At 71.7% G+C, this 17,454-nt stretch carries 18 protein-coding genes and 1 pseudogene; 8 read left to right on the top strand and 11 right to left on the bottom strand.

Features of this window, described 5'->3' with window-relative positions:
• Positions 1-50 precede the first annotated feature (50 nt).
• The 8 genes from G545_RS0105170 to G545_RS13630 all read right to left on the bottom strand — a co-directional run bounded on the left by G545_RS0105170 (position 51) and on the right by G545_RS13630 (position 7,344).
• Positions 51-257: a cold-shock protein gene (locus G545_RS0105170; RefSeq protein WP_027069462.1), complete on the bottom strand. Its 207-nt coding sequence runs from the start codon at positions 255-257 to the stop codon at positions 51-53.
• Positions 258-367: 110 nt separating this feature from the next.
• On the bottom strand, positions 368-1,132 hold the full coding sequence (locus tag G545_RS0105165; protein ID WP_027069461.1) for an S-methyl-5'-thioinosine phosphorylase: 765 nt from the start codon (positions 1,130-1,132) through the stop codon (positions 368-370).
• Positions 1,133-1,136: 4 nt separating this feature from the next.
• Entirely contained in the window at positions 1,137-1,703 is a 567-nt protein-coding gene (locus tag G545_RS0105160) for a hypoxanthine-guanine phosphoribosyltransferase (RefSeq protein ID WP_027069460.1), read from the bottom strand.
• On the bottom strand, positions 1,700-2,695 hold the full coding sequence (nagZ, locus tag G545_RS0105155) for a beta-N-acetylhexosaminidase (protein WP_027069459.1): 996 nt from the start codon (positions 2,693-2,695) through the stop codon (positions 1,700-1,702). The genes G545_RS0105160 and nagZ overlap by 4 nt, the downstream gene beginning before the upstream one ends.
• A gap of 57 nt (positions 2,696-2,752) precedes the next feature.
• Complete coding sequence (locus G545_RS0105150) at positions 2,753-3,244, bottom strand: CYTH domain-containing protein (RefSeq protein WP_027069458.1); 492 nt, start codon at positions 3,242-3,244, stop codon at positions 2,753-2,755.
• A gap of 2 nt (positions 3,245-3,246) precedes the next feature.
• Complete coding sequence (gene rlmD, locus G545_RS0105145; RefSeq protein ID WP_027069457.1) at positions 3,247-4,599, bottom strand: 23S rRNA (uracil(1939)-C(5))-methyltransferase RlmD; 1,353 nt, start codon at positions 4,597-4,599, stop codon at positions 3,247-3,249.
• Positions 4,600-4,663: 64 nt separating this feature from the next.
• A complete protein-coding gene (locus G545_RS0105140) occupies positions 4,664-5,272 on the bottom strand; it encodes a YdbL family protein (protein ID WP_027069456.1) in 609 nt (202 codons plus the stop codon).
• 29 nt (positions 5,273-5,301) lie between these two features.
• A complete protein-coding gene (locus G545_RS13630) occupies positions 5,302-7,344 on the bottom strand; it encodes a hypothetical protein (protein WP_052106499.1) in 2,043 nt (680 codons plus the stop codon).
• A gap of 35 nt (positions 7,345-7,379) precedes the next feature.
• On the opposite strand from G545_RS13630, the gene G545_RS0105130 reads away from it, so the two are divergent.
• Positions 7,380-8,078 (top strand): response regulator, encoded by a 699-nt coding sequence (locus G545_RS0105130; protein ID WP_027069455.1) that lies wholly within the window; start codon positions 7,380-7,382, stop codon positions 8,076-8,078.
• Here the strand turns inward: G545_RS0105130 and recO are convergent.
• Both recO and era read right to left on the bottom strand, forming a co-directional pair.
• Positions 8,075-8,833, bottom strand: coding sequence for a DNA repair protein RecO (recO, locus tag G545_RS13625; protein ID WP_052106818.1), 759 nt, complete (start codon positions 8,831-8,833; stop codon positions 8,075-8,077). The genes G545_RS0105130 and recO overlap by 4 nt on opposite strands.
• A 4-nt stretch (positions 8,834-8,837) precedes the next feature.
• Complete coding sequence (gene era / locus G545_RS0105120; RefSeq protein WP_027069454.1) at positions 8,838-9,746, bottom strand: GTPase Era; 909 nt, start codon at positions 9,744-9,746, stop codon at positions 8,838-8,840.
• A 662-nt stretch (positions 9,747-10,408) separates the two neighbouring features.
• On the opposite strand from era, the gene G545_RS0105115 reads away from it, so the two are divergent.
• The 3 genes and pseudogenes from G545_RS0105115 (at position 10,409) to G545_RS0105105 (ending at position 14,025) form a co-directional block, all read left to right on the top strand.
• The gene (locus G545_RS0105115) at positions 10,409-11,212 is read left to right on the top strand and encodes a thiazole synthase (protein WP_027069453.1); all 804 of its coding nucleotides are present in this window, start codon (positions 10,409-10,411) and stop codon (positions 11,210-11,212) included.
• Between the two features lie 215 nt (positions 11,213-11,427).
• Positions 11,428-12,126, top strand: a pseudogene (gene trmB / locus G545_RS13620) (tRNA (guanosine(46)-N7)-methyltransferase TrmB); the annotation flags it as partial.
• A 60-nt stretch (positions 12,127-12,186) separates the two neighbouring features.
• The gene (locus tag G545_RS0105105) at positions 12,187-14,025 is read left to right on the top strand and encodes an SLC13 family permease (protein ID WP_027069452.1); all 1,839 of its coding nucleotides are present in this window, start codon (positions 12,187-12,189) and stop codon (positions 14,023-14,025) included.
• Between the two features lie 4 nt (positions 14,026-14,029).
• Here G545_RS0105105 and G545_RS0105100 read toward each other — a convergent pair whose 3' ends face one another.
• A complete protein-coding gene (locus G545_RS0105100; RefSeq protein ID WP_027069451.1) occupies positions 14,030-14,383 on the bottom strand; it encodes a Rieske (2Fe-2S) protein in 354 nt (117 codons plus the stop codon).
• Between the two features lie 72 nt (positions 14,384-14,455).
• On the opposite strand from G545_RS0105100, the gene G545_RS0105095 reads away from it, so the two are divergent.
• From G545_RS0105095 to G545_RS0105080, 4 genes are all read left to right on the top strand, one after another.
• Positions 14,456-14,743, top strand: coding sequence for a hypothetical protein (locus G545_RS0105095; protein WP_052106636.1), 288 nt, complete (start codon positions 14,456-14,458; stop codon positions 14,741-14,743).
• Positions 14,740-15,453 carry a fumarylacetoacetate hydrolase family protein gene (locus tag G545_RS0105090; protein ID WP_407059627.1) on the top strand — a complete coding sequence of 238 codons (714 nt, stop codon included), beginning with the start codon at positions 14,740-14,742 and terminating at the stop codon, positions 15,451-15,453. Before G545_RS0105095 ends, G545_RS0105090 begins: the two co-directional genes overlap by 4 nt.
• A 66-nt stretch (positions 15,454-15,519) precedes the next feature.
• Positions 15,520-15,954, top strand: coding sequence for a large conductance mechanosensitive channel protein MscL (gene mscL / locus G545_RS0105085; protein WP_027069448.1), 435 nt, complete (start codon positions 15,520-15,522; stop codon positions 15,952-15,954).
• A 72-nt stretch (positions 15,955-16,026) separates the two neighbouring features.
• Positions 16,027-17,454: a M28 family peptidase gene (locus tag G545_RS0105080; RefSeq protein ID WP_027069447.1), complete on the top strand. Its 1,428-nt coding sequence runs from the start codon at positions 16,027-16,029 to the stop codon at positions 17,452-17,454.

Here is a 17,454-nt window from a genome sequence, read left to right as displayed (position 1 = left end):
CTCCGGGATCGTCCGGCGGCCGGATGCACCCGACCGCATGCCCCGCCGGCTCAGTCCGCCGGGGTGATGTCCGAGGCCTGCGCCCCCTTCGGCCCCTGGGTCACCTCGTACCGCACCCGCTGGCCTTCCTGGAGACTGCGAAAACCCTTTGCATTGATCGCGGAAAAGTGGGCGAACACGTCCGCACCGCCCTCCTCCGGGGTAATGAAGCCAAATCCCTTGGCGTCGTTGAACCACTTCACGGTGCCGTACTGCATATCCTTTGTGACCTCGTCGACTGGGTTTCGTGCGCACTCCCCGTCCGGGGCGAACGCCCGCGCAGTATGCAAACTGAACCCGCGCTTGACAACGGACCGCCGGCCCGTACTCAGCGCGGCCGCGTGGCCAGGAGCGCCTCGAGCAGCGCGGGCAGTCCCCTGGAAGCGGCCGCCACGTTGTCGAGCACATCCTGCAGGGTGATCACCTCGTCGGGGTCGGGTCCGGCCCCGGCGGCCCAGTTCGCCACGATCGCCAGGCAGGCGTAGTCCAGTCCCATCTCCCGCGCCAGCGCCGCCTCCGGCATGCCGGTCATGCCGACCAGGTCGCAGCCATCGCGCCGCATGCGGGCGATCTCGGCGCGGGTCTCCAGCCGCGGCCCCTGGGTGGCTCCGTAGCAGCCGCCGTCCACGAGTGCGGTGCCACTGGCGCGGGCGGCCTCGAGCACGGCGGCGCGCAGGGCGCGGTCATACGGCTCGCCGAAGTCCACGTGCACGACCTCCCTGCCTTCCTCCTCGCAGATGGTCGAGACCCGCCCCCAGGTGTAGTCGATCAGCTGGTCCGGGCAGGCCAGCACGCGCGGCCCATAGGCGGCGGTGATGCCGCCCACGGTGTTGAGCGCCAGCACGCGGCGCGCACCCAGCGCCTGCAGCGCTGCGAGGTTGGCGCGGTAGTTGATCCGGTGCGGCGGGACCGAATGGCCCTCGCCGTGGCGGGCCAGGAACGCCACGCGGTGGCCGTGCAGGACGCCCACGCGGGCCGGACCGGACGGCATCCCGTAGCGAGTGGCCGGCTGGTGTGCCTCTGCCTCTTCCAGTCCGGCCAGCTGGTACAGGCCGGTGCCGCCGATCACGGCAAGCTCGATCCCCTGCTCCATGGCCCTACTCCGCCATCGCGTAGATCGCGGGCAGGTTCCGCCCCTGCTCGTGGTAGTCCATGCCGTAGCCGAACACGTAGCGGTCCGGCACCCGCAGGCCGACGTAGTCCGCGCACACGCCCTCGACGCAGCGGTCGTGCTCCTTGACGGTCAGCACCGCGACCCGCACCTCGGCCGCGCCCTGCGCCCGGCACCACTCGATGATGCCGGCCAGCGTATGGCCCTCGTCGAGGATGTCGTCGACCAGCAGCACCCGGCGGCCCTGCAGCGGCGTCGCCGGCTCGTGCATCCAGCGCAGCTCGCGGCCCGAGGTCGAGCCCCGGTAGCGGCTGGCATGCAGGTAGTCGAGCGCCAGGTCCAGTCCGCGCAGGCCCAGCTCCATCGCCAGCCGCGCGGCGAACGGGAATCCGCCGTGCATGATGGTCAGGAACAGCGGCCGCCCGTCGATGTCGTCCGCATCCGGGTAGTCGGCGCGGATCTCGCCGGCCATGCGGGCGATCGCCGCTTCCACGCCCGCCTGGTCGTGGAGCAGGTCCGCGGTGGCCAGCACCTGCTTCAGGTCGGCCTTCATGCCATCCCCTCCAGCCGGCCGCGGCCACCGGAATAGCGCGCATCGGCGATCAGCCCGTCCCAGCCCATCGGTCCGCGGCCGATCAATCCGGTGAGCGCCATGGTGTTGAGCGCGCGCCCCTCGACGGACTTCAGCGACTCCTCCACCAGCTCAGGGTGGCAGACCAGCACCACGTCGCAGCCGGCGTCCAGGTGCAGTTCCACCCGCTGCCCGATGCCGCCGGCCGAGAACGCCGCGGCCATGCCGATGTCGTCGGAGAACACCACCCCGCGGAAGCCCATCCGCCCGCGGAGGATGTCCTGGATCCACACCCGCGAGTAGCCGGCCGGCTCCGGCGCCACCGCCGGGTACGCGACGTGGGCCATCATCACCGCGTCGGCGCCGGCCTCGATGCCGGCGGCGAAGGGCACCAGGTCCAGCGCCTGGATCTCCTCCAGGCTGCGCGGATCGACGGCGTCGTCGTGGTGGGTGTCCTCGAGCACCGAGCCGTGCCCCGGGAAATGCTTGAGCGTGGCCGCCATGCCCGCCGACTGCATGCCCTGGACGTAGGCGCGGGTGAACTCGGCGACCACCTCCGGATCGGCGTCGAACGCACGGTCGCCGATGGCGCGGTTGCCGCGGCCCAGGTCGACCACCGGCGCGAAGCTCAGGTCCACCCCACTGGCGCGCACCTCGCTGGCCATCACCCAGGCGTGTTCACGCGCCAGCCCCAGCGCACCCTGCGGATCCGTGCGGTACTGCCGGCCGAAGCGCTCCAGCGGCGGCAGCGCGCTGTAGCCTTCGCGGAAGCGCTGCACGCGGCCGCCTTCCTGGTCGACGCAGACCAGCTGCGGCCGCGGCGCGGCCTCGCGGATCGCCTGCGACAGCTCGGCGACCTGCGCGCGCGAGGCGAAGTTGCGGGTGAACAGGATCACGCCGGCGCAGGCATCGTGCTGCAGCCAGTCGCGCTCCTGCGCGGTGAGTTCGGTGCCGGCGATGCCGATCACGAGCATGCGGGGACTCCAGGCGGTGCCACGCGGGGCGGCCGCTGATTGTCGCGCAATTGCGCCCTACCGGGGCCAGCGGGAGTAGGGGGTCGTGGCAAGTGCGAGGTTGTAGTAGCGGGTGTCATGGGTGACCTCGTCCCCCAGCCACTCCGGTCGTTCGAACGCCTCGTCGACGCTCCCCAGCTCGACCTCGGCGACCACCAGGCCGGCGTTCTCGCCCAGGAACTCGTCGACTTCCCACAGGTGCCCGCCATGGCGCACCAGGTGGCGGCGCTTGTCGATGCTGCCTCCGACGCACAGCGCCAGCAGCGCCCGCGCATCCGCGACCGGGATCGGGTAGTCGAACTCCTGCCGGCTGGCGCCGACCTCGACCGACTTGATGTTCAGCCAGGCCTGCCCGCCGGAGATCCGTACCCGGACCGAGGACCGCATGGCGCCGGAGTCCAGGCTGGCGGAGTCGTTGAGGTAGCCCTGCGCCATCGGCAGCACCTCGTGTGCCGCCGCACGCCAGCCGTCGCCGATGACCAGGAACTTGCGTTCGACCTCGATCGCCATCGCTATTCCCCCGGCTCGAACATCGCGATCGACTCCACGTGCCCGGTGTGCGGGAACATGTCCATCACCCCGGCGGCGCGCAGCTTCCAGCCCTTCTCGTTGACCAGGAAGCCGGCATCGCGCGCCAGCGAGGCCGGGTGGCAGCTGACGTAGACGATCCGCCGGAACTGCGCCAGAGGCAGCTCGGCGAGCACGAAGTCCGCGCCCGAGCGCGGCGGGTCCAGCAGCAGTCGGTCGAAACCCTCGCGCATCCACGACTCGCCCGACAGGTCCTTGCCCAGGTCCGCGGCGAAGAAACGCGCATTGCCGATCCCGTTGCGCTCCGCATTGGCCCGGGCCCTTGCGACCAGCCCGGGCTCGCCTTCGACCCCGACCACCTCGCGCACGCCGCGCGCCAACGGCAGGGTGAAGTTGCCCAGGCCGCAGAACAGGTCCAGCACGCGGTCGCCGGGACCCGCGTCGAGCAGGTCCAGCGCGCGCTCGATCATCCGCCCGTTGAGTCCGGCGTTGACCTGGATGAAGTCCAGCGGCTGGAACGCGAACGACAGGTCCCACTGCGGCAGGTTGAAGAACAGTTCCGGCGCCTGCGGCCACAGCGGGTGCACGCTGTCGACTCCGCCCGGCTGCAGGAAGATGGCGAAGCGGTGCTCCTGTCCGAATGCCACCAAGCGCGCGCGATCGGGCTCCGACAGCGGTTCCAGGTGACGGAAGGTCAGGGCCACGCCGTCGAAGTCGGGGGTGGGCTCGCCGGCGATGAACTCGATCTGCGGGATCGTGGCACGCGCCTCCAGGCCGTCGACCAGCCGGGCCAGCGCGCCGATCTTCGTGCCGATCCGCGGCACGACGGTCCGGCACTCCTCGAGCTCGGCGACGAAACGCGGATCACGCTCGCGGAAGCCGACCAGCGTGCGGCCCTTCTTCTCCACCCGCCGCACCGAGAACCGCCCCTTGCGGCGGTAGCCCCAGGCACTGTCGACCAGCGGTTCGAGCACCCGCTCGGGGGTGACATGGCCGATGCGCTGCAGGTTCTCCAGCAGCACCCGCTGCTTGGCGAGGATCTGTTGCCCCTCTTCCAGGTGCTGCAGCGAGCACCCCGAGCAGATGGCGTAGTGGCTGCACAGCGGGTCCACCCGGTGGGGGGACGCCTCCAGCACCTCGACCACCTGCGCCTCGTCGAAGCTGCGATGGCGCCGGGTCTGCACCGCCCGGACCCGTTCGCCGGGCAGCGCGCCGGTGACGAACACCGCCTTCCCCGGCTCGCCCGGTGCCGTGGACGGGCGCCGCGCCACGCCCCGGCCGTCGTGGGTCAGGTCGGTGATCTCGGCTTCGAAGGGAGTCTTGTCGATGCGGGCCATGGGCGGACTGCTGCTGCGCGGAACCGCCCATTGTAGTGGCCGGGAGGACCCGGTCGGGAGCCGGCTACTTCTGTTTCCAGACCCCGCCCTGCTGGTACCACCAGCCCGGCCGCGCGCTCGAGATCCACTGCTGGGCGAAGACCTCGCGGATGCGCGGCTCCCACTCCGGGTGGCCATTGGCAACCGCGATCTCCCGGTAGACCGCCTTCCGGTCCCGGTTGTCCTCGGCGACCGCCTGCTGGATCGCGGCGCGGTCGCGCAGCGGCAGGGCGGAGGCGTCGCGCACGACGATGGTGCCGTCGGCCGCGAAGCCCAACGCACCGGCGTCGAAACCGGCCCGCAGGGTCGAGTCGAAGCGCTGCGCCATCCGCGACTGGATGGCCTGGATGCTCGGGGTGCGGATGGTGATGTCGGGCGTCTGCGCGTGCGCGCTGCCGATGCCGGCCAGCGCGTACCAGTCCACCCGGCCCGCCAGTTCGCCCAGGCTGGGCCACTGCCGCGATGCGCCGGGGTCGCCGTCGCCCGGGAGCGCCTCGTCGGCGCCTTCCCCTACCACCCCCTCGACGAATTCGCGGGCGGCCTCGCGGGCTTCGGCCGCGGGGAAGTAGACGTTGATGGTGACGCACGCGGTGGCGGCCACCGCGGCCAGGGGGAATGCGATCCAGCGACTCATTGCCTGCCTCCAGGAATCATCCGCGTACCCTACTCGACCACGGGTTTCACGTCGCCCTTGCCGAGCGCGGCCAGCCGCTCGACCAGGGTGGGCCAGTCGACCCGGCGGTTGTAGCCGACCACCGTCAGGCGCGGTAGCCCGGAGCCGGCCACGATCACGAAGCCGTCGTTCGCCGCCGGCCGCAGACCCCGCATGCTGCAGACCTCGTCGCGCAACTCGCAGCCGATGCCGATCCGCGAGTAGCGGAAGTCGTCGAACAGGCCGATCAGCTGTCCCTGCAGGCTGCTGACGAGGGAGGCGTCACCGACGCTGGAGATGTCCTGCACTGCCCGCTGGCTGATCCGCCGCCGGTCCGGGTGCGCCGGGTCGGTCTCCAGCCAGGCATCGAAGGCCACCGGTTGCCACTCAAGCAGCCGCAGGCCGTCGATCCGCCCGTCCAGGCGCCCCGTCACCCCGCCCACGTCCAGCACGGCGGTCAGCGCCGCCAGGTCGATGTCCTCCAGCCGCACGTCGGCACGCAGCGTCGGCGCGACGCCGAACGGCCGCTCCATGGACAATCCCGAGGCACTCAGGCGCCCGCCGAACAGCCCCACCTCGAGACCGCCGGCCAGCTCCAGGCGATCATCGGAATAGCGCGCCTCCGGGATGCTGCCGCTGAGTCGGCCCGTGAACGCCGGCCAGTCCATCGCCGCCGCGAGCGTGCCCACGTCGAGCGCGTCCAGGCCAAGGCCGAACCGGAGTTCCATTGACTGGCCCGCCGATGGCGGCCGGAGCCGGAAGTGCTCCAGGCGCGCCTGTCCCTCGAGCAGGTGGACCGTGGCCTGTTCGGCCAGCCACAGCTCGCCGCCCGCGCTGTGCAGCGGGAGCCGGGAAGGACCGAACGGGACCCGGTGCAGGTAGCCGCCGCTCCAGGCGAGCGCGCCCTCCTCCAGGGCGCCGCCGGAAAAGCGCAGGTCGCCCTGCAGCCCTTCGAACCCGAACCGGCCACGCCCATCGGCGAGGTCGACGCCATCCAGCACCAGGCGCGCGTCCTGCAATCCACCGCCGGCCAGCGAAACCGAACCGCGGGCCGTCCCCGCCAGCTGCATCCCGCCCAGCCCCGCGACGGCCAGAAGGCCATCTAGGTAGTGCCGGCCTACCGGGGCGAGGCCCGGCGCATCCAGCACCAGGTCCACCGCCGGTGGCCCGCCATCGGGGAGGCGGGCACTGCCGCGCAGGGACAGGATGCCCGGATCCTCCCACCGCCAGGCGGGTAGTGCCCAGCCTCCGGCCCCGCTCCGCGCCTGCACCGCCAGGGCGATGTCGCGGTCGTCGAGTGCCAGGTAGGCGGGCCCTAGCAGCAGCCCGCCACCGGCCAGGCGTCCTTCCACCCCGAACGAGGGGTGCTCGCCGAAGGAGGCCTGCAATTCGATCCGCGCGTCCAGCCCCTCACCGGCGAGGCGACCGTCGCGGCTGTCGAAGCCCGCATCCGCCAGCTCCACCGTCCCGGCGAGCTCCATGGCACCGTCGGCGGGAACGTGCAACTGCAGGTCCGCGGCACCGGTACCCGCCGTCAGCACGCCCTCCGGCCAGGCCGTGGCCAGCAACTGCTGCAACCAGGCCAGCGGCACCCCGGTGAGGTCGATCGACCACAGGTCCGGCGTCCCGGCATCGCGCGCCAGCGCGGCCCGGGTGCCATCGCCGTCCAGGAGCGCGTGCAGGTCGCCCGAGTCGAGTGCGACCGACAGGTCCATGTCGCCACCCTCGGCGACCACCGGCCCGGCGCAGTCCCAGCGTTCGTTCCGCATGCGCCGCAGGCGGCAACTCCAGTCAACGCCGCGCAGCGTGTAGCCCAAGGTGGTGTCGAGGGTCGCCGCCCGCAGCCGCAACTGCCCGTGCGCGCTGTCCTCCGGCCACTCCAGGCGCACCCGGACATCGTCCAGCGTCGCCGCCGCGGTCTCGATGCGCTGGATGCGCGCCTCGGCCACGCGTCCCCACGCCGTTCCGCTTGCCAGCAGCGCGCACAGCGCCAGCGCCGCCGCGACCGCGGCGGGACCGATGGCAAACGGCGCGGGTAAGATCGGGCGCGACATCCGCCGGAGCATACCCGCGCACGGACGCGTACCCGATGATCGCCGACACCCCGCCCGTCCGCCTGCTGCTGGTCGAGGACGACCCCATCAGCCGCGCCTACCTGGCCCATGCGCTGGAAGCCCTGCCGGCGATCGTGGACCAGGCGGCCGACGTGGCCGCAGCCCTTGCCCTGGCCTCACCCGGGCGGCACCAGGTCTGGCTGCTGGACGCGAACCTGCCCGACGGCAGCGGCGCCTCCTTGCTGGCGCGGCTGCGCGCGCAGGACCCGGGGGTTCCGGCGCTGTGCCATACCGCCGGCGACGACGCGGCCTCCCTCGCGGCAGTCGCCGGACAGGGTTTCGACGGGCTCATCCGCAAGCCCGTCGCGCCCGCCGCGCTGCGCGAGGCGGTGCGCCGGCACCTGCCCGCCGCGCCACTGCGCGTGGCCGACCAGCCCCTGCGCTGGGACGATGAATCGGCGACCCGCGCGCTCAACGGCGAGCGTGCCCATGTGGACGCGCTGCGCAAGCTCTTCCTCGACGAACTGCCCGCCACGCGCAATCGCATCCGCGGCGCCATCGCCGGGGGCAGCGTCGTGGAGGCCGAGACGGAGCTGCACAAGCTGCGCGCGAGCTGCGGCTTCGTCGGGGCACCCCGCCTGGATGCCGCGGTGCGGGCACTGCAACAGGAGATCGGTAGCCCGGACGCACTGCGGAGCTTCGAGGCGGCGGTCGACGAACTGCTCGATCCCTAGTCCCCGCCCTGGTCCCGGAGAGCTGGATCAAACCCGGCGCGGCCCGGGAGGCCGGAGAGCATCTCCCACGACTTCAGCCCACGCGGGCCCAGGTGCGCGGCCAGCACCGCGCGCAGCACGTGCCGCAGCCCGGCCAGGTCACCCGCCTGCGGGAACTCATCGGCCGCCAGCGCGAGCAGTCCACGCCCGGTCGCGCCCTGGCGCCGGTCCTGCGCGCCACGGTCGCTCAGCATCCGCACCGGTCCTGCTTCCGGATCGACCCGGTACCGCGCCGCCGGATCCACCGGACCACCACCGGCCTCCAGGCTCCAGTCGAACCCGATCCCCAGCGCGTCCAGCAGGTCGCGCTCGTAGCGGCGCAACGTCCACGCCAGCGGCTCGCCGTCGCGCAGCCGCTGGCGGGTGTTCGCGTAGGCGAGGAACAGCTCCGGCAGCGCGTCCCCGCGCGGGACCAGCCGCAGGGTCAGCTCGTTGAGGTAGAAGGCCGACACCATCGCATCGCCCGACAGGCGCGGGGCCGCGTCCATGGCCTCCGCTCCGCGCAGCTGCGCCAGCTCCCCGCGCTGGACCGCATCGAACCGGATCGACTGCAGGGGCTGCAGGGCCGCGCGCAGGGCATGCCGCTTCGGCCCCTGCACGCCGCGGGCCACCAGCCCGACCCGGCCGTGGTTGGCGCTGAGGACCTCCACCAGCAGGCTGGTCTCGCGCCAGGCCCGGGCATGCAGCACGAATCCCGGCTCGCCCGAGATCCTCACCGCGTTACTCGTGGTAGCCGAAGGCGCGCAGCGCGGCCTCGTCGTCCGACCAGCCCTCGCGCACGCGCACCCAGGTCTCCAGGAACACCTTCGAATCGAACAGCCGCTCCATCTGCTGCCGCGCGCGGGTACCGATCTCGCGCAGGCGCTCGCCACCCTTGCCGATCACGATCGCCTTCTGTCCCTTGCGCTCGACCCAGATCACCGCGCCGATGTTCACCAGCCCGGGCTGCTCCTCGTAACGCTCGATCTCCACCGTGGTGGCGTAGGGCAGTTCCTCGCCCAGCTGGCGCATCAGCTGCTCGCGCACCATTTCCGCGGCCAGGAAGCGCTGGCTCTTGTCGGTGATCTCGTCCTCGCCGTACAGCGCGGGCTGCTCCGGCAGCAGCCGGAGCACGTCGGCCACCAGCGCCTCCAGCCCCTTGCGCTTGAGCGCCGACACCGGATGCACCGAAGCGAACTCACGCCCTTCGCTGACCTGCGCCAGGTAGGGCAGCAACTGCGCCTTGTCCTTGATCCGGTCGACCTGGTTGACCACCAGCACCACCGGAATGCCCGCCCCGTGCAGGGCCTGGTAGGCGAAGGTGTCCGACTCGTCCCACTGTCCGGCGCGCACCACCAGCATCGCCACGTCCACCCCCTCCAGCGCACCGCGCGCGGCCCGGTTCATCCAGCGGTGCATGGCGGTCGCGGTGGAACGGCCGTGGTCGCGATGCAGGCCGGGCGTATCCACCAGCACCAGCTGCCCCTCCGGGAAGGTGGCGATGCCGAGCAGGCGGTGGCGGGTGGTCTGCGGTCGCGAGGAGACGATGCTGACCTTGGCGCCGACGAGGGCGTTGGTCAGGGTCGACTTGCCGACGTTCGGGCGGCCGATGACGGCGACGTGGCCGGCGCGGTGGGGGGTCTGTTCCATGCCGCGATTGTAGGGCCTGCGGGATCGTTCGATGCGTGATCCCGGGGAGGGGGCGTGGGCTTCGGGCTGAGCGTCGCGCGCGTGGCGTGCTTGCTGGCCGGTTCGGTCGCGCCATCCATGGCGCGACTCACCGGGCGCAGGCCATCCATGGCCTGCTCCAGCAACACACCACGCGCACGCCGCCCCGGCGGTTTGGTTGTCTTGGTGTAATGGGTAGCCACCACCGCACAGCCTGACACGCTGCCGGTTGGTGCACTTTGTGGCAGGCGTGGCCCGCCGGTGCCTGCGGTCCTGCACCGGGAAGAGAAAGACACCCGTTCACTGCACCTCGATCCGAGCTTCTGGGGCTCTGCCGCGTATGTCGGCACGTCGACCGCTCCCGGTCGGGTCGCAAGCCTGTCCCCCCTCTTGTGCCACGCCAACCAAACCGCCGGGGCGGCGTGCGTGCAGGGTGTTGCCGGAGTGGGCCATGGGTGAAGCCGGGCTGCTTGCGCGGCACTGCCGCGCGCCCGGCTGAACGCCCGGCGCGCTGCGCCGGGCCGGACCCGCGTAGCGGGGCCCACGCTCGGTGAGTCGGGCCATGGATGGCCCGACCGAACCGACCGGCAAGCACCCTGCACGCGCGACGCTCCCTCCGGAGCCCACGATGCGATAATCGCGGAATGAGCGAAAACAGCCCCCACATCGCAAACGACCCGCTGGTGATCGCCGGCGTATCCTATGGATCGCGCCTGCTGACCGGCACCGGCAAGTTCAAGGACCTGGACGAGACCCGCCGCGCCACCGACGCCGCCGGCGCCGAGATCGTCACCGTCGCCATCCGCCGCACCAACATCGGCCAGGAACCCGGCGAGCCGAACCTGCTCGACGTGCTGCCTCCGGACAAGTACACGATCCTGCCCAACACCGCCGGCTGCTACACCGCCGAGGAGGCCGTGCGCACGCTGCGGCTGGCGCGCGAGTTGCTGGACGGCCGCAAGCTGGTGAAGCTGGAGGTCCTGGGCGACCAGAAGACCCTCTACCCAGACGTCGTGCAGACTCTCAGGGCGGCCGAGATGCTGGTCGCCGACGGCTTCGACGTGATGGTCTACACCTCCGACGACCCGATCCTGGCCAGGCAACTGGAGGAGATCGGCTGCGTGGCGGTGATGCCGCTGGCCGCTCCGATCGGCTCCGGGCTGGGCATCCAGAACAAGTGGAGCCTGCTGGAGATCGTCGAGAACGCGAAGGTGCCGATCATCGTTGACGCCGGTGTCGGCACGGCGTCGGACGCGGCGATCGCCATGGAGCTGGGCTGCGACGGGGTGCTGATGAACACCGCGATCGCGGGGGCGAAGGATCCGGTGCTGATGGCGCGGGCGATGAAGCTGGCCGTGCAGGCGGGACGCGACGCGTTCCGCGCCGGGCGGATCCCGCGGAAGCGGTTTGCGAGTGCATCGTCGCCGGTGGATGGGCTGATTGGATGAAGCGGCCTTCTTCCCTTCTCCCGCCTGCGGGAGACAAATCGGCAGGGACTGCCGATTTGGACGGCGAAGCCGCCCGGAGGGCGAGCCACATGGATGTGGCGAGTCAACGCGCCCGAAGGGCGGATGAGGGCCCCCGCGAAGAGCAAGAGCCCCTCACCCCGGCCCTCTCCCGCGAGCGGGAGAGGGAGAGGGACGCGGAGGGGGAAAAGCACGCCCCGCCCAAGCCCTTCACCGTTACCGAGGGCCATCGCCAGGTCCGCAGCTTCGTGCTCCGCCAGGGGCGCTTCACGCCGGCGCAGCAGCGGGCGTTCGATGAGCTCTGGCCGCGCTTCGGGATCGAGTACGACGGGAAGCCGCGCGACTTCGACGCGGTCTTCGGGCGCAGTGCGCCGCGGGTGCTGGAGATCGGTTTCGGCAACGGCGAGGCGCTGCGCTTCTCGGCCGCGCGCGATCCGGACCGGGACCACATCGGGCTGGAGGTGCACGCGCCGGGTGTCGGGCGGCTGTTGAACGCGCTGGCCGAGGACGACGCCCGCAACGTGCGCCTGTACCACCACGATGCGGTCGAGGTGCTGGCGAGCGAGGTGGCGGACGGCAGCCTGGACGAGGTGCGGATCTACTTCCCCGATCCGTGGCACAAGAAGCGCCACCACAAGCGCCGGCTGGTGCAGCCGGAGTTCGCCGCGCTGCTGGTGCGCAAGCTGGCGCCGGGCGGCCGCTTGCACCTTGCCACCGATTGGCAGGACTATGCCGAACACATGTGGGACGTGCTCGACGAAACCCCGGGCCTGTCCAACCGCGCCGGTCCGCGCGGCAGCGTGCCAAGGCCGCCCTGGCGGCCGCAGACCCATTTCGAGTCGCGTGGCCTGCGGCTCGGCCACGGGGTGTGGGACCTGCTCTACGACCGCAGTTGAGGTACCCGGCGCCGGCGGAGGGCCGGGCCGCCGATTGACACGAGGCAGTTGAAGCAGGGCATGGACACCGCGCTGGCGCTCACCACCGACATGAAGCTCGTCCTCGGGCTGGTGGGCTTCACGATGGTGATGTTCGTCTTCGAGCGCATCCGCCCGGACGTGGTCGCGCTGGTGGTGCTGGTGCTGCTGGGCCTGAGCGGCCTGGTCGCGCCGGAGGAGATCTTCAACGGCTTCTCCTCCAACGCGGTGATGAGCATCATCGCAACCATGATCCTGGGCGCCGGGCTGGACCGCACAGGCGCGCTCAACCGGCTGGCCTCGTGGCTGCTGCGCCGCTCGCACGGGCGCGAGGAGCGGCTGTTGATGCTCACCGGCGGCATCGCCGGCATCAACTCCTCGATCATGCAGAACCCGTCGGTGATGGCGCTCTACCTGCCGGTCGCCTCGCGCCTGTCCTCGCGGACCGGGCTGACCCTGCCGCGCCTGCTGCTGCCGCTGGCCTGCGCGATCGTGATGGGCGGCTCGCTGACCATGGTCGGCACCTCGCCGCTGATCCTGCTCAACGACCTGCTGCTGGCCGCCAACTCCAACCTGCCCTCCGGCGCGGCGGTGCTCGAGCCGCTGCAGATGTTCGCCCCGCTGCCGATCGGCGCGGCCCTGCTCGCCACCTGCCTGCTGTACTTCCGCTTCTGGGGCAACCAGCGCCTGCACGAGGGCAACGGCAAGGGCGCCACCCCGGCCCGCACCCAGAGCTACTTCGCCAAGACCTATGGCATCGACGGCGACGTCTACGAGCTGACCGTCACCGCCGACAGCCCGCTGGTCGGCATGTCGCTGGGCGAGGCGGAGGCGCTGCACGGCGCCCCGCTGCTGCTGGCGCTCAAGACCAAGGACGAATCGCGCCTGTCGCCCCCGGCGGACGCGCGCATCTGGGTCGGCAGCGTGCTCGGGGCGATGGGGCCGAAGCAGCAGGTCGCCGACTTCGCGCAGAACCAGATGCTGCGGCTGTCGAGCCGGCTGCGGAACTTCGGCGACCTGTTCAACCCCAGCCGCGCGGGCATCTCCGAAGCCGTGGTGCCGGCGACCTCGCGCTTCATCGGCAAGACCGCCAGCGACCTGGCGATCCGCAAGAACCTGCGGCTGAGCCTGCTGGCGGTGAACCGCGACAAGCAGGTGCTGCGCGAGAACGTGCGCGACGTGGCCCTGCGGGCCGGCGACATGCTGGTGCTGCACAGCATCTGGGCCGACCTGGGCGAGGCGGCCAAGGGCCGCGACCTGGTGGTGGTGACCGATTACCCGAAGGGCGAGCAGCGCCCGCACAAGCTCAAGGTCGCGCTGGGCATCTTCGCGGTGACCATGCTGGTGGCGCTGTCGTCCAACCTGCCAGTCTCGGTGGCACTGATGACCGGCGTGGCCGGGATGCTGCTGGCCGGGGTGATCCACATCGACGAGGCCTACGCGGCGATCAACTGGAAGACGGTGTTCCTGATGGCCTGCCTGATCCCGCTGGGCTGGGCGATGGACTCCTCCGGCGCGGCGGCCTGGGTGGCCGGCCACAGCATCGAGCGCCTGCCCGAAGCCACGCCCACCTGGCTGCTGCAGGTCGCGCTGGGCCTGCTGACCACCGCGTTCTCGCTGGTGATCAGCCACGTCGGCGCGGCGATCGTGGTGGTGCCGCTGGCCATCAACCTGGCCCTGGCGGCGGGAGGCGACCCCACCGCGTTCGCCCTGATCGTGGCGCTGTCGGCCTCCAACAACTTCATGACCGCGTCGAACCCGGTGATCTCGATGGTCACCGGGCCGGCGGGCTACACGGCGCGCGAGCTGTGGAAGGTCGGCGCGCCGTTGTCGCTGCTCTACACGCTGGTGGCGGTGGTGATGGTGAACCTGCTGTTCTGAGGGGTCAGGCCAGCCACACCGCGCCGTCGCGGACCTCCACCGGCACCGCGCGCAGTGATTCCCCGCGGCAGGGGCCGGCAACGCACTCGCCAGCGCCCAGTTCGAAGCTGGCGCCGTGGGCGGCACAGACCACCAGCCCGTCCTTGCTGCGCAGGAACTCGCCGGGGGCCCAGTCCAGCCGCCGTCCCGCATGCGGGCAGACGTTGTACCAGGCGCGGACGGCCTCGCCGTCGCGATGGAGGATCAGCGACTCCGCGTCACCGTCCACGACCGCCTCCACCTCGAGCAGGGCGCCGTCGGCGAGCGCGTCCAGTGCCACGACGGGAGCTGTGCCTTTCGTGTCGTTTAACGGTTTCATCACACTCGACCTCGGAGGGGACTGGTACGTTTCACATCCGCTACACACCGGCATTGTCCCACGACCTCACTGATGACCGTCCACGCTTTCCGCTTCCACACCCACCAGTTCCAGTCCCGCGTGCGCGCCGCCTTCGAGCCGCGCAAGCCGCGGCACCGCCTGCTGCGCGTTGCGCTGGGGGTGCTGGGCCTGGTCGTGCTGGCGGGCCTGGTCGTGGTCGGGGCCGTGGTGGGCGCCGCGATGCTCCTTGGGGGCCTCGCGGTGGCGATGCTGCGCAACCTGCGCGGCCCTCGCCGTTCCGCGGACGTAATGTCCGCCGAATACCGCGTCGTCGACAGCCCGCGCCTGCCGCGCAACTGATGGCCGACCTGGTCGCCGCGCCGGCACCGGTCCGCATTCCGGTGCGCTCGCCTGGGGGCGCGACCTTCCCGGTGCGCCGGATCTTCTGCGTGGGCCGCAACTTCGCCGACCACGCCCGCGAGATGGGGGCCGCCCCGGCGGACCGCGCCGCGCGCGGGCGCCCGGTGCTGTTCTGCAAGCCGGCCGATGCGATCGTCACCGATGGCCGGGTGCCCTACCCGCGCGGCTCGCGCGAGCTGCACCACGAGGTCGAACTGGTCGTGGCGCTGGGCCGTGATGCCCCGGACGGACCGCTCGACCGCGACACCGCCTCCAGCATGGTGCTGGCCTACGGCGTAGGCCTGGACCTCACCCGCCGCGACCTGCAGGCGCAGGCCAAGGCCGCGGGCATGCCGTGGGACACCGGCAAGGCCTTCGACCATTCCGCCCCCGTCAGCGAGCTGGTGCCCGCCGATGAGGTGGGCCCGCTGGCCGGCCGCATCCTGCGATTGGAGGTCAACGGCGACACGCGCCAGCACGGTTCGCTCGACGACCTGATCTGGGACGTGCCCGACATCCTCCACGAGCTGTCGCTGCTGTTCGCGCTCAAGGCCGGCGACCTGGTGTTCATGGGCACGCCCGCGGGCGTCGCGGCGCTGCAGCCGGGGGACCGCTTCACCGCGGCGCTGGAGGGCGTGGTGGAATTCTCAGGCGAGGTCACCGCTGGCTGAGCGCCGGCCGCCGACCGTATAGTGCCTGCACCCGGGAACACCCCGCACCTGCATGGAGACGACGCGATGGGGATGGTCAGCGAGTTCAAGGAGTTCATCGCCCGCGGCAACGTGGTCGACCTGGCGGTCGCGGTCGTGATCGGCGGCGCGTTCGGGCAGATCACCACCGCGCTGGTGGACGGCGTGATCACCCCGGTGATCGGGCTGGCTCTGGGTCGGGTGGACTTCTCCCAGCTGTTCATATCGCTGGACGGCAACGAGTACGAGACGCTCGCGGCCGCGCAGGAGGCGGCGGCGCCCGTGATCACCTACGGGGCCTTCATCCAGACCGTCCTGGACTTCCTCCTGATCGCCTTCGTGATCTTCATGATGCTGCGGGCCTACAACCGGCTGAAGAAGAAGCAGGAAGAGGCGCCGGCGGAGGAGAAGCCCGCCGAGCCGAGCGAGGAAGTGGTCCTGCTGCGCGAGATCCGCGACGCCCTGCGCCGCCCCGGCGCGTGACTTGAGGCACAACTGCCGCCCGGCGCGTCGCTGCTAAGCTCGACGGTCCACCCGCAACCCGGTAGATCGTCGATGCGCCTTGCACCGCTGCTGCTTTCCGTCGCCCTGGCTTCCGGCCTGGGCCTGGCCACCGCCCCCGCTTTCGCGGCCGGCGCCACCGACCAGCAGGAGACGCGCATCCCGCAGGCCAGCTTCGCCACCGCGGAGCGGCTGCGCGAACAGGCGCTGGAGAGCGACCTGGGCTACCGCATCGTCGAGTCGCTGACCACCGAGATCGGCCCGCGCATGGCCGGCAGCGAGGCCGACGCCCGCGCCGTGGAATGGGCCATCGCGAAGTTCCACGAACTGGGCTACGACAAGGTCTGGACCGAACCGGTCACCTTCCCCAAGTGGGTCCGCCACGGCGAAAGCGGCGCGGTCGTGGGCGACCACGCGCAGCCGCTGACGCTGACCGCGCTGGGCGGCAGCCCCGGCGGCAGCGTCGAGGGCGAGATCGTGCGCTTCGACGACCTGGAGGCACTGGAGGCGGCGCCGGAAGGCGCGCTGGCCGGCAAGATCGCCTTCGTCGACTACGAGATGGAGCGCACCCGCGACGGCTCCGGCTACGGCCTGGGCGGCCGGCTGCGCAGCCGCGGCCCCTCCGCCGCGATCCGCGCCGGCGCCGAAGGCTTCCTGATGCGCTCGGCGGGGACCGACCTGCACCGCAACCCGCACACCGGCAACACGCGCTTCGACGAGGGCCTGGAGCCGATCCCATCGGCCGCCCTGTCGCTGCCCGACGCCGAGCAACTCACCCGGTTGCTGGCGCTGGGCAAGCCCATCCGCGTGCGGATGGACCTGGACGTGGGCTGGGACGGCGAGTACACCTCGCAGAACGTCATCGGCGAGATCACCGGCAGCAGCCGCCCCGACGAGCTGGTGCTGATCGTCGCCCACCTGGACTCCTGGGACCTGGGCACCGGCGCGGTCGACGACGGCGCCGGCATCGGCATCACCATGGCCGCGGGCAAGCTGATCGGCGACCTGGAACGGCGCCCGGCACGCACCATCCGCGTCATCGCCTTCGCCAACGAGGAGCAGGGCCTGGTGGGCGGCCGCGCCTACGCCGAGAAGTACGCCGGCGAGGTCACCCGGCACATGATCGCCGCCGAAAGCGACTTCGGTGCCGGGCGCATCTACGCGCTCAGCTCCGGTGCGCCGGAGTACGCCCGCGGAGCAGTAAAGCAGATCGCCGAGGCACTCGCGCCGCTCGGCATCGAGTACGCCGGCGACGCCGGTGGCCCCGGCCCGGACCTGATCCCGTTTGCCGGCAAGGGGCTGATGTGGGCGCGGCTGGCGCAGGACGGCACCGACTACTTCGACCTGCACCACACCCCGGACGACACGCTGGACAAGATCGACCCGGAGGCGCTGGCGCAGAACGTGGCCGCCTACGCCGTGTTCGCCTACCTGGCCGCCGAGGCGGAAGGGGATTTCGGCTCCGCGCCGAAGGACGAGTGA

Origin of the sequence: Lysobacter defluvii IMMIB APB-9 = DSM 18482, from assembly GCF_000423325.1 — a bacterium.
In the GTDB taxonomy this organism is placed as follows: domain Bacteria; phylum Pseudomonadota; class Gammaproteobacteria; order Xanthomonadales; family Xanthomonadaceae; genus Novilysobacter; species Novilysobacter defluvii.
The sequence above is the reverse complement of the archived record's forward strand: the minus strand, read 5'-3'. Positions and strand labels throughout refer to the sequence as shown.